The organism is Mycobacterium ostraviense (genome assembly GCF_002705925.1).
Lineage (GTDB): Bacteria > Actinomycetota > Actinomycetes > Mycobacteriales > Mycobacteriaceae > Mycobacterium > Mycobacterium ostraviense.
Map to the genome: position 1 here is coordinate 91,166 of NZ_NKRE01000001.1, position 13,249 is coordinate 104,414.

14 protein-coding genes and 1 pseudogene are annotated in these 13,249 nt (G+C 65.9%); 3 read left to right on the plus strand and 12 right to left on the minus strand.

Annotated elements, in window-relative coordinates:
* Positions 1-4: 4 nt before the first annotated feature.
* Genes CDN38_RS00375 through CDN38_RS00400 form a run of 6 tightly spaced genes read right to left on the minus strand, consistent with a single transcriptional unit; the run spans position 5 to position 4,478 of the window.
* The gene (locus tag CDN38_RS00375; RefSeq protein WP_075512716.1) at positions 5-778 is read right to left on the minus strand and encodes an IclR family transcriptional regulator; all 774 of its coding nucleotides are present in this window, start codon (positions 776-778) and stop codon (positions 5-7) included.
* A complete protein-coding gene (locus tag CDN38_RS00380) occupies positions 775-1,596 on the minus strand; it encodes a beta-keto acid cleavage family enzyme (protein ID WP_075512717.1) in 822 nt (273 codons plus the stop codon). Before CDN38_RS00380 ends, CDN38_RS00375 begins: the two co-directional genes overlap by 4 nt.
* Positions 1,593-1,943 (minus strand): beta-D-galactosidase, encoded by a 351-nt coding sequence (locus CDN38_RS00385; RefSeq protein ID WP_075512718.1) that lies wholly within the window; start codon positions 1,941-1,943, stop codon positions 1,593-1,595. The genes CDN38_RS00380 and CDN38_RS00385 overlap by 4 nt, the downstream gene beginning before the upstream one ends.
* A complete protein-coding gene (locus tag CDN38_RS00390; RefSeq protein WP_075512719.1) occupies positions 1,943-2,767 on the minus strand; it encodes a cyclase family protein in 825 nt (274 codons plus the stop codon). The genes CDN38_RS00385 and CDN38_RS00390 overlap by 1 nt, the downstream gene beginning before the upstream one ends.
* Positions 2,764-3,687 carry a 3-hydroxyacyl-CoA dehydrogenase family protein gene (locus CDN38_RS00395; protein WP_075512720.1) on the minus strand — a complete coding sequence of 308 codons (924 nt, stop codon included), beginning with the start codon at positions 3,685-3,687 and terminating at the stop codon, positions 2,764-2,766. The genes CDN38_RS00390 and CDN38_RS00395 overlap by 4 nt, the downstream gene beginning before the upstream one ends.
* Positions 3,681-4,478 (minus strand): SDR family NAD(P)-dependent oxidoreductase, encoded by a 798-nt coding sequence (locus tag CDN38_RS00400; protein ID WP_075512721.1) that lies wholly within the window; start codon positions 4,476-4,478, stop codon positions 3,681-3,683. Before CDN38_RS00400 ends, CDN38_RS00395 begins: the two co-directional genes overlap by 7 nt.
* A gap of 291 nt (positions 4,479-4,769) precedes the next feature.
* On the opposite strand from CDN38_RS00400, the pseudogene CDN38_RS32790 reads away from it, so the two are divergent.
* Positions 4,770-4,963, plus strand: a pseudogene (locus CDN38_RS32790) (PE domain-containing protein); the annotation flags it as partial.
* Between the two features lie 140 nt (positions 4,964-5,103).
* Here CDN38_RS32790 and der read toward each other — a convergent pair.
* Genes der through CDN38_RS00435 form a run of 6 tightly spaced genes read right to left on the minus strand, consistent with a single transcriptional unit; the run spans position 5,104 to position 10,357 of the window.
* Positions 5,104-6,504 (minus strand): ribosome biogenesis GTPase Der, encoded by a 1,401-nt coding sequence (gene der, locus CDN38_RS00410; protein WP_075512723.1) that lies wholly within the window; start codon positions 6,502-6,504, stop codon positions 5,104-5,106.
* Positions 6,501-7,184: a (d)CMP kinase gene (cmk, locus tag CDN38_RS00415; protein ID WP_075512724.1), complete on the minus strand. Its 684-nt coding sequence runs from the start codon at positions 7,182-7,184 to the stop codon at positions 6,501-6,503. Before cmk ends, der begins: the two co-directional genes overlap by 4 nt.
* 29 nt (positions 7,185-7,213) lie before the next feature.
* Positions 7,214-7,969 (minus strand): pseudouridine synthase, encoded by a 756-nt coding sequence (locus tag CDN38_RS00420; protein WP_099318719.1) that lies wholly within the window; start codon positions 7,967-7,969, stop codon positions 7,214-7,216.
* Positions 7,966-8,682, minus strand: coding sequence for an SMC-Scp complex subunit ScpB (gene scpB / locus CDN38_RS00425; RefSeq protein WP_075512726.1), 717 nt, complete (start codon positions 8,680-8,682; stop codon positions 7,966-7,968). Before scpB ends, CDN38_RS00420 begins: the two co-directional genes overlap by 4 nt.
* Positions 8,682-9,497 (minus strand): segregation/condensation protein A, encoded by an 816-nt coding sequence (locus CDN38_RS00430; protein WP_075512727.1) that lies wholly within the window; start codon positions 9,495-9,497, stop codon positions 8,682-8,684. Before CDN38_RS00430 ends, scpB begins: the two co-directional genes overlap by 1 nt.
* The gene (locus CDN38_RS00435; protein ID WP_075512728.1) at positions 9,494-10,357 is read right to left on the minus strand and encodes a ParA family protein; all 864 of its coding nucleotides are present in this window, start codon (positions 10,355-10,357) and stop codon (positions 9,494-9,496) included. The genes CDN38_RS00430 and CDN38_RS00435 overlap by 4 nt, the downstream gene beginning before the upstream one ends.
* Positions 10,358-10,538: 181 nt before the next feature.
* On the opposite strand from CDN38_RS00435, the gene CDN38_RS00440 reads away from it, so the two are divergent.
* Positions 10,539-12,098 (plus strand): DHA2 family efflux MFS transporter permease subunit, encoded by a 1,560-nt coding sequence (locus tag CDN38_RS00440; RefSeq protein WP_075512729.1) that lies wholly within the window; start codon positions 10,539-10,541, stop codon positions 12,096-12,098.
* A gap of 94 nt (positions 12,099-12,192) precedes the next feature.
* Complete coding sequence (locus CDN38_RS00445; RefSeq protein WP_075512730.1) at positions 12,193-13,212, plus strand: hypothetical protein; 1,020 nt, start codon at positions 12,193-12,195, stop codon at positions 13,210-13,212.
* Positions 13,213-13,249: the final 37 nt, after the last annotated feature.

Here is a 13,249-nt window from a genome sequence, read left to right on the forward strand (position 1 = left end):
CTCCTCACGATGCTTCGAACCAGCTGTTCACTTTCGCCACCCAGGCCCGTAATGCCTGGGCCAGCTCTTCCTCGCGGCCGTAGAACCGCTGCGCCGGCACCGGCACGCTGACGGCCACCGGCTGATCGGTCACGCCATGCAGCACCGTCCCGACCGCACAAATACCGTCGGTCTGCTCCTCCCGGTCGTAGGCGATGCCGTCGCGGCTGATCTGGGCAAGCTCCTCGCGCAGCGCGGCCCGATCGGTGATGGTGTTGGCGGTCAACGGCATCAGCCGACTGGGCAGCGCCTGTGCCTGCCGTTCCGGCGGCAGCGACGCCAGCAGCGCTTTGCCGTTGGCGCAGCAGTACAGCGGAAAGAAATCTCCCACCGCGTTCACCGCGCGCAACCGCCGCGGCGGAACCACCTGGTCGATGAAATCGGCGCGATCCCCGTCCAGGATCGACAAGTCCACCGTCTCGTCGAGTTCTCGCGACAACTGCGTCAGGAACGGGTGCAGGTCGGCCACCACGCTGAGCCGCACGGTGCTGGCCATGCGCGCGATCTCCGGCCCCAGCCGGTAGGGTCCCCGCGCCCCGCGCGAGGCCACCAGACCCTCGTCCTCCAAAGCGTTGAGGATCCGGCTCACGGTGGACCGGGCCATGCCGACCCGCTCCCCGATCTCGACTTGGCTGAGCCCGCCGGGGTGAGCTTGCAGCACCCGCAAGATCTCGGCCGCGCGAGCGATCACCTGGATGCCGCCACTGCGGGCGTCGCTGTCTTCGGCCTTGGCGCTCATCGCCGAACTCCGGGCAGCCGCAGCAACGCCTCGGCTTCCTCGATGGAGGCGACGGGCAAATCCAGGGCCTGGACCAGGCGCATGGTCCGCGACACCAGCGCCAGGTTGCTCGGCGCCAGCTCACCCTTACGCACGTACAAGGTGTCCTCCAGGCCCACTCGCGCATTACCGCCCAGGGCCAGGCCCATCGCGGTCAATTCCAGGTTGGCCCGGCCGATCGCGATGACTTGCCAGATCGCATCGGGAGGAAGCCGGCGCACCATCGTCAGCAGGTTATCGGCGGTGGCGGTCATTCCGCCGCGCACCCCGAGGACGATGCTGAACTGCAAGGGTTCGGCCAGCAGGCCTTCCTCCCGCAATCGCAGGCACGCCTCCAGATGTCCGGTGTCATAGATTTCCAGTTCCGGCTTGATGTCCAGCTCGCGCATCCGTGCCGCCAGTCGCCGCACGGCATCCGGCGGGTTGCGGAATTCGCCGGCACCGAAACTCATCGAGCACGGGTTAAGTGTGGCCATCCGCGGCCGCAGTTCGACCAGCTTTTCGCGCTCCTCGAACGGCACCGACAAGCCCACGCCGGTCGACAGCTGGATCAGGATCGGGCAACGCTCGGCGATGAGATCCATTGCCCGCCGCGCGATGTTGAGATCTGCTGTGGGCCTTTCGTTTTCGTCACGCAGATGGATGTGTGCCACCGCGGCTCCAGTGGCATAGGCCTGTTCGACCGCGGTCGCGATTTCCTCCGGCATCGTAGGCAACGCCGGGTTGTCGGCCTTGGTCGCGATCGGCCCGGTGGGTGCGACGGTGATGACGACGCTCACGCCCTGGCCTCCCGCCGATGAGCGATGGCCACCACCAGCACCGCCGCACGCCCGGAACGGTTTTCCAGCGACCGCACCTCGCCCTTGGCGAAATGCACACTGTCGAGCCGGCCCAAGACCGTTTCGGTTCCCTCGGCGGTGACGACCAGCTCGCCGTCGATCACCACATAGACGGTTTCCTCTCGGGCCGCGGCCTTTTCGGCGATCCCGCCCGGCTGGTAGGTGGACAGCCCCACCCAGAACCGTTCGGTGTGTCCGGCTTCGTGGCCCTGCAGCCGCACCGTGAGCACGTCACGGTGCAGCGCGGCAACATATTCCGGCGCCTCCGACACCCTGGTCACGTTCATCAGGCACCCGTCTCGATGCGATAAGAACCGGTAGGGTCAACAATCGCCACCAGCCGAACGATGCAGCCGTCGCCACCCACCCAGCGCCAGGGGAAGGCGGCAAACGTGACCCGCTTGCCGGTGACCTTGTCCAGGTCGCCGCCCACGTTTTCGAAACCGTAGATGCCCTTCGACAGGATCGCCCGGTGGCAGGGCTCCCACTCCGGGAAGTCGTCGAGCACCTTACGGCCCGTCTGTTGCTCGTATTCGCTTACCGCCCAGGGCAATAGGCCGCCCTGAGCTGCCGCGGGGCCATGTGGTGCGATCGCGGTGGCCAGCGGGTGGTCGAGCGCCTGGGTGTCGGTGCCGACCGCCTTGACGCCCTTGGCCGCAAACCACTCCCCCGCTTCCTTGTAGAAGCCCGGCGAGTAGGCGTAGTACTCGGCGCTGTCGGCATATTTGTGGTGCCAGCCGGTGTTGACCACGACGATGTCGCCGGGCCGGATTTCGGGACTGGCCTGCTCCAGGTCCTCGGCGGTAACCACACCCCATTTCTTCTTCGGGATAGACACCACCACCCCGGTGCCGAAGAAGGCGCTCAGCGGGATCTCGTCGAGGAACGGCGTTCCCTCCACAACATGCGCGGGCGCGTCGATGTGGGTGCCGGAATGCATGACGGTGGTGATCTTTTGGGTCAGCACCCGGCTTTTCGCCATGCCGTGCAGCCGTTCGATCTTGACGTCTTCGAAATACGGCCAGGCCGGCACTCCGTGTCCCCACGGGTGCGACAGGTCGTAGAACTCCAGCTTGGACTCGGCATCACCGAGGGGCCACGTGAAAGTCATGGCGAATTGCTTCCTTTCCTATTGGGGTCTTGGTCGAGTTGTGCACTGATGTGCCGGGAAAGCCGTGCCGCCGTGCGCTCGCGGGCGCCCGCGGGCCAGTCGAGGAAACCGTGTCCGGTGCGCGCCCCGAGTTGCCCCTCGGCAACCAGTCGGCGCAGCAGCGGGCTGGGATGTGGGTCGCTGTTGAGGCTGGGGATCACCGCATCGTGGATGGCCAAGGTGAGGTCGAGCCCGATGTAGTCGGCGTTTTCCAGCGGTCCCAGGGTGGCCAGCCGTAGCCCAATGGTGTTGCGTACCACCAGATCCACCGTCTCGGCGTCACACACGCCTTCGGCGACCAGCGCCATCGCCTCACGCCACAGCGCATGTTGAAGCCGGTTGCCGATGAATCCGGGGACATCGCGCCCAACCCGCACCGGCATTTTGCCGGCCTCGGTCAGCAGCGCCACGATGCGTTCCACCGTGTCCGGGGCGGTTCGATCGCTGGGCACCACCTCGACCACGGGAATAAGGTCGGGCGGATTCCAGAAGTGCGTGCCGATCACGCGGCTGCCGTCGTCGACGCGCTCGGCGACGGCGCCGATCGGCAGGACGGACGTGTTGGTCGCCAGCACCGCTTGGGGGGCCAGGGCGGCCAGGCGTTCGAAGAGTTCCTGTTTGACGGCCAGGTTTTCGACGATCGCCTCGATCACCAGGTCGATGTTGTGCACGGCCGCCGCCAGATCACCGGTGGCGCTGACCGATCCGTGTTCTGCGCCGCTCACTTGAGCGGCTTCCGCCGCTGCGGCGTCGAGGATTTCGGCGTTGGTGTCGGTGATGACGACCTCGAGCCCCGCCGATGCCAGCACGCCGGCGATGCGCCGCCCCATCAAACCGGCGCCGGCGACGGCGGCGCGAGAAAACCCGTGGGACGTCAGCATGCGGTATATCCCCCGTCCAGATACATCACCTGGCCGGTGTAGAAGCTTGACGCATCGCTGAGCAGATAGATCAGTGCGCCGACGAAGTCTTCCGGCTGGGCGAAACGGCGCAACGGGATCCGGGCGAACATCGCCTCGCGGGTGGCGCGTCCCTTCTCGTCGTCGGCATACATCCACTCGGTCAGCTCGGACCGGAAAACCGTTGGGGCAAGAGCATTTACCCGGATTCCGTTACAACCCCATTCGGCCGCCAGGGACTTGGCCAGCAGGTCGGTGCCCGCTTTCGACGGGCAGTAGGCGCTGTAGCCGGCGGGGTGGCCGAGCGCTCCGCGGACCGATGAGACCAGCACGATGCTGCCGCCGCCGCGCTGCTCGAGCAGAACCCGCCCGGCCGCTTGGCAGACCAACCAGGCGCCGCGCAGATTGGCATCCATCACCTTGTCGAAGTCCTCGACGGCCATCTCGGTGATGGGCGCGACGTGGTTCATGCCCGAAGCCACCAGCACCCCGTCGAGGCGGCCGTGGCGGGCGACGGCCGCATCCACCATGGCCTGAGCGTCGGCCGGACTCTCGGCCCGACGCTCGACCACTACCGCGTTGTCGATGCCGGCGCCGTCGACCAGCTCGGCCAGTCCGGCAGCGTTGCCGCCGGTCAGAGTCAGCCGAGCACCCGCGTCCGCTAATGCCCGGGCGGCGACGCTGCCCAGCGAACCGGTGGCGCCGGTGATCAGTATGGACTTGTCCTGCACGCTGAACCGCGTCAAGCCCGGGTTTGGCGCTTGCTGTGTCATCGTCACCGTCTCTCACCTGTTCCTGCAATGTGGGTTTATTCGCTCGTTATGCGAGAGATCGTATTGGCGCGGCAGCCCCGTCGTCAACCCGCTACTCCTGTGATGTAGGTCGACCATTCCACATTGCGGGATTTAAGCCGGAATGCTGACCGGATGGATCGCGGAGGTCAATCGACCGCACGGTGCCCCAGCGGCGGCCTTGACGAAGACGTCGATTAGCCGACTCGGCTTCCAGAACGGGGATACGCTGGTTGTTTCGGCGGTCGATGATGACCGAGTGGGAGTACTCCGATGTCCTACCTGGTGGCCGTCCCAGAAATATTGGCTTCGTCGGCGGGGGATGTGGCGAATCTCGGCGCGGCGCTGAGCACGGCAAACGCCGCGGCCGCGACACCCACGACAACGATGCTGGCGGCGGTGGGGCCGGTGGCGACGGCGGATGGCTCCGAGGCAACGGAGGCGCCGGCGGGTCCGGCGGGTCCGGCTAAGGAGCCGGCAACGGCGGTAACGGGGGCGCCGGGGACTGTTGTTCCGCACCGACGGCCCGGCCGGGTAGCCAGTCAGGCCGCCGCGCCAGTCGAGTGTGCATCGGCCACGTAAATCCGCCAGGAGCCCAACCGACACGTCAGCGGCGCTTGGCGCCCCGCTTTTCGCGCACCCGTACGTTGATCCGGATCGGACTGCCCTCGAAACCGAATGTCTCGCGCAGCCGCCGCTCCAAGAACCGCCGGTAGCCGGCCTCCAGAAAACCGGTGGTGAACAGCACGAACGTCGGCGGCCGCGCGGTCGCCTGGGTGGCGAACAGGATGCGGGGTTGTCGGCCGCCGCGCACCGGGGGCGGCGTCGCGGCCACCACTTCCTTCAGCCAGGCGTTCAGCGGGCCGGTCGCAATCCTCGTGTCCCACGACGCCAGCGCGCTCTCCATCGCCGGCACCAGCTTCTGCACCGCCCGACCCGTCTTGGCCGAGATGTTGACTCGTTGCGCCCAGCGCACCTGCACCAGTTCGCGGTCGATCTCCCGCTCCAGCAGCTCGCGCCGGTCCTCGTTGACCAGATCCCATTTGTTGAAGGCCAACACCAGCGCCCGTCCGGCCTCGATGACCATCGACAACACCCGCTGATCCTGTTCGGTCAGCGGCTGTGACGCGTCGATCAGCACGATCGCCACCTCGGCGGAATCGATGGCCGCGTGGGTGCGCACCGACGCGTAGAACTCGTGTCCGCTGGCCTGGCCGACCTTGCGCCGCAGGCCCGCGGTGTCGACGAAACGCCACACCTTGCCGCCCATTTCGATGAGCGAATCCACCGGGTCGACCGTCGTCCCCGCGACCTCGTGCACCACCGACCGCTGATCGCCGGCGAGCTTGTTCAGCAACGAACTCTTGCCGACATTGGGTTTGCCGACGAGGGCCACCCGCCGCGGACCGCCGCCGGCCGAGGCCGACTCCCCCACCTCGGGCAGCTCGGCCAATACGTCGTCGAGCAGGTCGGCCACGCCGCGACCGTGCATTGCGCTGATCGCATGCGGCCGGCCAAGTCCCAGCGACCACAATGCGGCCGCGTCGGCTTCGCCCTTCTCGTTGTCAACCTTGTTGGCGGCCAAGAAGACTGGCTTACCCGAACGGAGCAGGATGCGCGCGGCGGCCTCGTCGGCGGCGGTGGCGCCGACAGCCGCGTCCACCACCAGAACCACCGCATCGGCGGTGCGCATCGCCACCGACGCCTGCTCGGCCACCAGTTGCTGCAGACCTTTGGCGTCCGGCTCCCATCCCCCGGTATCCTGCACGACGAACCGGCGTCCGCTCCACAGGGCGTCGTAGGACACGCGGTCACGCGTCACGCCCGGAACGTCTTGCACCACCGCCTCACGCCGGCCCAGGATCCGATTGACCAGAGTCGATTTACCGACATTGGGCCGGCCCACGATCGCCACGACCGGCGCGGGCGCCGACTCCGACAGCTCGGCTAGCTCGGAATCGTCGACCTCCCAGTCGCTTTCGTCGGACCAGGTGCCGTCGTAGATCATCGCAGGGCTCCGCTACGCTGCGTCACCAACTCCAGTAGGTGATCGACGACTTGGGCCTCGGTCATGTCGCTGGTGTCGACGACGATCGCGTCGGCGGCCGCTCGCAACGGCGACACCGCGCGGGTGGAATCCAGATGGTCGCGCCGGCGCACGTCGGCCAGCACCGCGTCATAGTCGTCGGCCAGCCCGGACGCGACATTTTGATCGTTGCGGCGTCGGGCCCGGGTTTCGGCCGACGCGGTCAGAAAGATTTTCACCGGGGCATCGGGAAAAACCACGGTCCCGATGTCGCGGCCCTCCACGACGATGCGGCCCGGCCCCTGGGCCATGGCGCGTTGCAGCTCGACCAGCCGCTCACGCACGACAGGCACCGCGGACACCGCCGACACCGCCCGGGTGACGTCATCTCCTCGGATTTGCGCCGAAACATCTTCTCCGGAAAGGCAAAAGCTGCTCGTGTCCGGGCTGTAGCCGACCGACAACTGCGCGGTCGATGCGCAGTCCCCTACCGCCCGTGCGTCCGACGGATCGATTCCGGAGCGCAGTACCGCCAGCGTCACCATCCGGTACATCGCCCCGGTATCCAGAAATCGAGCTCCCAGCCTGCGAGCCAATCGCCTTGAGACAGACGACTTTCCGGTCCCGGCCGGACCGTCGATGGCGATGACCGCGGCCGCCACAGGCTGACGACCCGCGTGGGTTGCGTCACTCACAGGCCCACCGCTTTGTACAGTTGGCCGATCTCGTCGCGGCCGAGCGCCCGCACACTGCCCGGGCGCTGCTTGCCCAACGTCACCGGGCCGATATCAGTGCGCACCAATGCCTCCACCGGAAATCCCGCCGCCGCCAGCAGCCGGCGCACGATTCGGTTACGTCCTTCGTGCAGCGTCACCCGCACCAACGTCTTGCCCGGGATCGCGTCCAGCACCGCAAAACCGTCGACCCGGGCCAGCCCGTCGTCCAATTCGATTCCCGCCCTGAGCTTTTTGCCCAGCCCCCGCGGCACCGTCCCGGCCACCGTGGCCAGATAGGTCTTGGGCACCTGGTGCGAGGGATGCATCAACCGGTGCGCGAGTTCGCCGTCGTTGGTCAGCAGGATCAGTCCTTCGGTGTCCGCGTCCAGCCGACCGACATGGAAAAGATTCTTGTTGCCCCGGACTTTCCGCTCGATCAGGTCGCCGATACACGGCCGGCCGCGGTCGTCGGACATGGTCGAGTGCATGCCGCGCGGCTTGTTCAGCGCCAGGTAGACCAGCGACTCGTCGAGCACCACCCGGGCCCCGTCGACCCGGATCACCGAGACATCCGGGTCCACCCGGGTGCCTAGCTCGGTCACCAGCTTTCCGTCGACTTCGACCCGGCCGTCGATGATCATCTTCTCCGCAGCCCGCCGGGACGCAATTCCGGCCTGGGACAACACTTTCTGCAAACGGATACCCGGCGACTGCTCAAGCTCGACCATCAGTCATTGTCCACGTCGAACGTCAATGTCTGGTCGGGTGGCTGGCCGCCGGAGAGCTTGATGAAACGCGGCTCGCTATCCAGCGACGCGCTCAAGTCGTCGATCGTGTCGACGTCGGGAAGCAGCGGCGCGAGATCGGGCAGCTCGGACAATGACGTCAAACCCAAACGCTCCAAGAACAAGTCGGTGGTGGCGAATGTCACCGCGCCGGTGTCCTCGTCGGTACCGACCTCGGTGATCAGGCCGCGCGCCAACAAGGTACGCATCACGGCGTCCACATTGACCCCGCGAACCGCACTCACCCGCGCACGCGTCACCGGTTGACGGTAAGCCACGACCGCAAGGGTTTCCAGCGCGGCCCGGGTGAGCTTGGTTCGCGCTCCGTCCAGAAGCAGCTTCTCGACGTAGGGCGCGAATCGGGCGCGGGTATACAACCGCCAGCCTTCGCTGCTGTGCCGCAAATCGATGCCGCTGTCGCGTTCGGTGAGTTCGTCGGCCATCAACCGCAGTTTCGCGGCGACCCGGTAGACCGGTTGTTCGGTGGCCGTGGCCAGCGCCTCGGCGGTCACCGGGGTGTCGACGACCAGCAGCAGTGCCTCTAACACTCGTCCGAGCTCGTCGGGATCCAGCTCGGTGGGCTCAGCGCTATCCGGGATGCCCGATGAAATGGAATAGCCGAGATCTTGGTCGGCGGCATCGTCACTGGCGCGGGTCATCATTGGTCTTGCACTTCCACCAAAGCTTCGTTGGTCGGCCGTTCCCCGGTCCACGAAATCTGGAGCACCCCAAGGGGCTCTGACTGGTCGAATGCTACCGCCCGCGATCGATACAGTTCGAGCAGCGCCAGGAAGCGCCCGACCACCTCGATCGGCGCCTGACAGTCGGCGACCAGCTCAGAAAATGTGGCCCATTGGCCACCGCCCCGCGTTTGCAGCATCGCGAGTAGCTGTTTGGCCTGCTCGGCGACCGAGACGGTCTGTTCGTGCAGGTGTGCGGTCGCCACCTTGGGTGCCGGCCGCGGAGTCAGGGCGACCGCGGCAATCTCGGCGAAGCGCTCGGCGTCTACGCCCAGCATCACCTCGGGCAACAGACCGGCGAACCGGTCTTCTAGTGACACCGCGCGCGGATAACTGCGCAACGCGGTGGCCTCCAGCTCGGCGAACATCTCCGCGACATGCTTGAACGCCCGATATTGCAGCAGTCGGGCGAACAGCAGATCACGCACCTCGAGCAGGGCAAGATCCTCGTCGTCGTCGACCTGCCCGGCCGGCAACAGCCGGGCCGCTTTGAGGTCGAGCAAGGTCGCGGCGACCACCAGAAACGCCGTGGTCTCGTCCAGGTCCAGCTGGGCGCCAATGGCTTTGGTGTAGGCGATGAAGTCGTCGGTGACCTGATGCAAGGCCACTTCGGTGACATCGAGCCGGTGAGCGAAAATCAGCTGCAGCAGCAGATCGAACGGCCCCTCGAAGTTGGTCAGCCGGACCTGAAAGCCGTTCTGGGGTGCGGTGTCTGGGTTCGCGGTGTCGTTCACACGCCGAATCGGTCGATGAACTCGCGGGCCAGGGCACGGTAGGCCACGGCACCGCCGGACTTGGGCGCCCAGGTCGTGATGGGTTCGCCCGCGACGGTGGTCTCGGGGAAACGCACCGTACGGGTGATCACGGTATCGAACACTAGGTCACCGAACCGCTCGACGACGCGGGCCATCACCTCGCGGGCGTTGACGGTGCGCGGGTCATAACGGGTCAGCAGGATGCCGCTGATCTCCAGCTTGGGGTTCAGCCGGTCGCGCACCTTGTCGACCGTGTCGGTCAGCAACGCCAGGCCGCGCAGCGAGAAGAACTCGCACTCGGTCGGGATGACCACACCGTCTGCGCAGGCCAGCCCGTTGACAGTGAGCAGACCCAACGACGGCTGGCAGTCGATGAGCACATAGTCGTAGCGGTCCAGCACCGGGTACAGCGCCCGGCCCAGGGTCTGCTCCCGGCCAACCTCATTGACCAGCTGGATCTCCGCGGCCGACAGGTCGATATTGCTGGGCACCAGATCCATGTCCTTGATCCGAGTGTGAATCAGCACGTCGCCGATCGACACGCGCGGCTCCACCAGCACGTTGTGGATAGTCTTTTCCAGCTCGTAGTGCGGGACACCCAGGCCCGCGGACAACGCCCCCTGCGGGTCCATGTCCACCAGCAGGACCCGCCGGCCGTACTCGGCCAACGCGGCACCCAGGTTGATGGTCGACGTGGTTTTCCCGACGCCGCCCTTCTGGTTGCACATCGCCACCACCTTGGCCGGCCCGTGTGCGGTCCGCGGCACCGGGTCAGGAACCGCCCGCGGCGGTCGTCCGGTCAGGCTGACTTGGATGCCGCTGTCGGGGTGGTCGGTCATACCCGGTCGCGGCTGAGGGTGACGGGCGTCAGGGTGGACATCGCAGAAAAGTCTAACGGCTCCGTCCGCCTGCGCCGGGAGACCCGCGGGCAACTATGGGAGCTATGCCGTCGTCGGCAGCCCCGGAGACGGCGGCGCTGTGACATGCTTCTCCGGCAAGGCACATTTCTTGGGAGTTGCCATGGACGACACGACGACCGGCCGGCGAAGCAATTCCGATCAGCTCGATGCCGGGCTGCTGCGGATCGCCGGGGTGTGTGTCCTGGGTTCAATGATGTCGATCGTGGACACGACGGTGGTCACCGTCGCGCAGCGCACCTTCGTCGCCACGTTCCACACCACTCAAGCCATGGTCGCCTGGACCATGACCGGCTACACACTTGCTTTGGCGGCGGTGATCCCGCTGGCCGGTTGGGTAGCCGACCGGTTCGGTACCAAGCGGCCCTTCATGGGTTCGCTGCTCGCGTTCACCGTCGGCTCACTGCTGTGCGCGATGGCGCCGAACATCACCATGCTGGTCGTGTTTCGGGTGGTGCAGGGCCTCGGCGGCGGCATGCTGATGCCGCTGGTTCTCACCATCCTCACCCGACAGGCGGGCCCCCGGCGGCTCGGGCGGGTGCTGGCCATCTTGGGCATTCCGATGCTGCTCGGCCCGGTCTTCGGCCCGGTTCTGGGCGGCTGGCTGATCGACAGCTACGGATGGCAATGGATCTTCTGGATCAACCTCCCGATCGGGCTGGTCACACTGCTGCTTGCGGCAATCGTCTTCCCGGGGGATCGGCCGACACCGTCAGAGTCATTCGACGTCCTCGGCATGCTGCTGCTCTCCCCCGGCCTAGCCACATTCCTGTACGGGGTGTCCGTCGTTCCCGCGCGCGGAACGGTGACCGACCGCCATGTGTGGATACCGGCCGCGCTCGGTCTGGCGTTGATCGTCGGGTTCGTCTTACATGCCGGCTACCGCGCCGAGCATCCGCTGATCGATCTGCGGTTGTTCACCAACCGCATGGTCGCACTTGCCAACTCGGCGATGTTTCTGTTCGCCGTCTCCTTTTTTGGCGCCGGGCTGCTATTCCCGAGCTACTTCCAGGAGTTGCTGCACCAGACACCGTTGGGGGCCGGGATGAGCATGGTCCCGAGGGGAATCGGCGCCATGGTGACCATGCCGCTGGCCGGATCCATGATGGACAAACGCGGACCCGGCAAGATCCTGCTTGCCGGTGTGACGCTGATCGGCGCGGGCATGGGCATCTTCGCCTACGGCGTCGCCAGCCAAGCGGCTTACCTGCCGACACTGCTCATCGGATTGACGATCATGGGCCTGGGCATGGGATTGACGATGATGCCGCTTTCCGCCGCCGCGGTGCAGACCCTGGCCCCGCATCACATCGCGCGGGGTTCGACGCTGGTCAGTGTCAATCAGCAGGTGGGCGCATCGGTGGGAACCGCCTTGATGTCGATGATCCTGACCAGCCAGTTCAATCGCAGCGAAAACGTCTCCGCCGCCCGCAAGATCGCCGACCTGCAAGAGGACGCGGCGCGGCGCGGGGTACCGGTCGACCCGTCGTCGATACCGCCGCAGGCACTCAACCCTGACTTCAAAGGCAATGTGCTGCATGATCTTTCGCATGCATACAGCGTGGTGTTCGCGGCAGCGGTGGTGCTGGTGGCGTTGACACTTGTCCCGGTGGCGTTTCTGCCGCGCAAGCCCGCGGGCCAGCTGCCAACGAGTGTGAAATAACCTGCCGCTCGTTCAACGCCGCCAACACCCGGGCGGGTTCACCCGGGCCAGGCGCCAGCGCCTCAACACGGTGCTTGGTGGATATGCTTGCACGATGACATCGCGGGAAGGACCGTCGCACATAGCCAGCGAAAATCCGCAACGGTTGCCGACGAAACGCGACGTGGAAACCAGCATGGCCGCACTGGCGAGTGTTGCCAAGTCCGACGGTCTCTCAGCAGTCGATGAGAGCCTCCTGAAAGCCGCAAGCAGGTATCTGGCTGACGACGACATCGACTGGAGGAAGGTTGCCGAGCGACCGGCCGACGTAATAACGACGGCCACACTCGAATCCGATGTTGCCAAACGCTGCGTGTTGTTCCTGATGACCGCCGCAATTTTCGCGCACGGCAGCATTCAGCTGCCGAGAGTCGAGGCGAGCCTGAAGATCGCGAGGACGCTCGGTTGTTATGAGGGGTTCCTCGATGACCTACTCGACATTGCCCGCGGACGCGAATTCATCGGGGCCATGCGAATCAGGGCAAAGCTCATGAGCAGCCACGGCACGTCCCGTATTCAGGTGCTGAAGGGCTTCTGGGACAACATGTCCGGTTATCTCGGGCTTTCGACCGACCCGGTGCTGGCTGCGTCCTATCACAAGCTGGGCCTGCTCGAACCGGGGTTGCTCGGACGCGAACTCTGGGCCCACTATGTTCGGAACAACCTGAGGTTTCCCGGTGAAAAAGGCACCATGGGCGAATTCATTGTTTCGCATGACGTGGCTCATGTCTTGTCCGCCTATTCGACGGAACCTGCCGGTGAAATTCTTGCCGGAGCGTTCACCGTCGGATACAAGGCCCGCAATCCATTTGCACCGCTGCTGCTGGTGCTCCTGCAGTTTCAGGCCGGCATAAAAATTGACTTTCGGTCCGAGGCGCTGACCGGATCACTCGATCCCGCCGGCTATATGGATGCTTTTCGGCGCGGCCTCGAATGCAATGCTGACCTTACCTACGGGAGTTGGGACTGGCGACGCTACGCCGAGGTGCCGGTGGCGGAGCTTCGCGAGCAGTTGGCGATTCCACCACAAGCCGCGCCGGCCGTTGCGGGCGGCACGTATCAAGAAGTCCTGTGAAGCACCAGGCGTCGCTATTGAACGCACGCCGCTAATT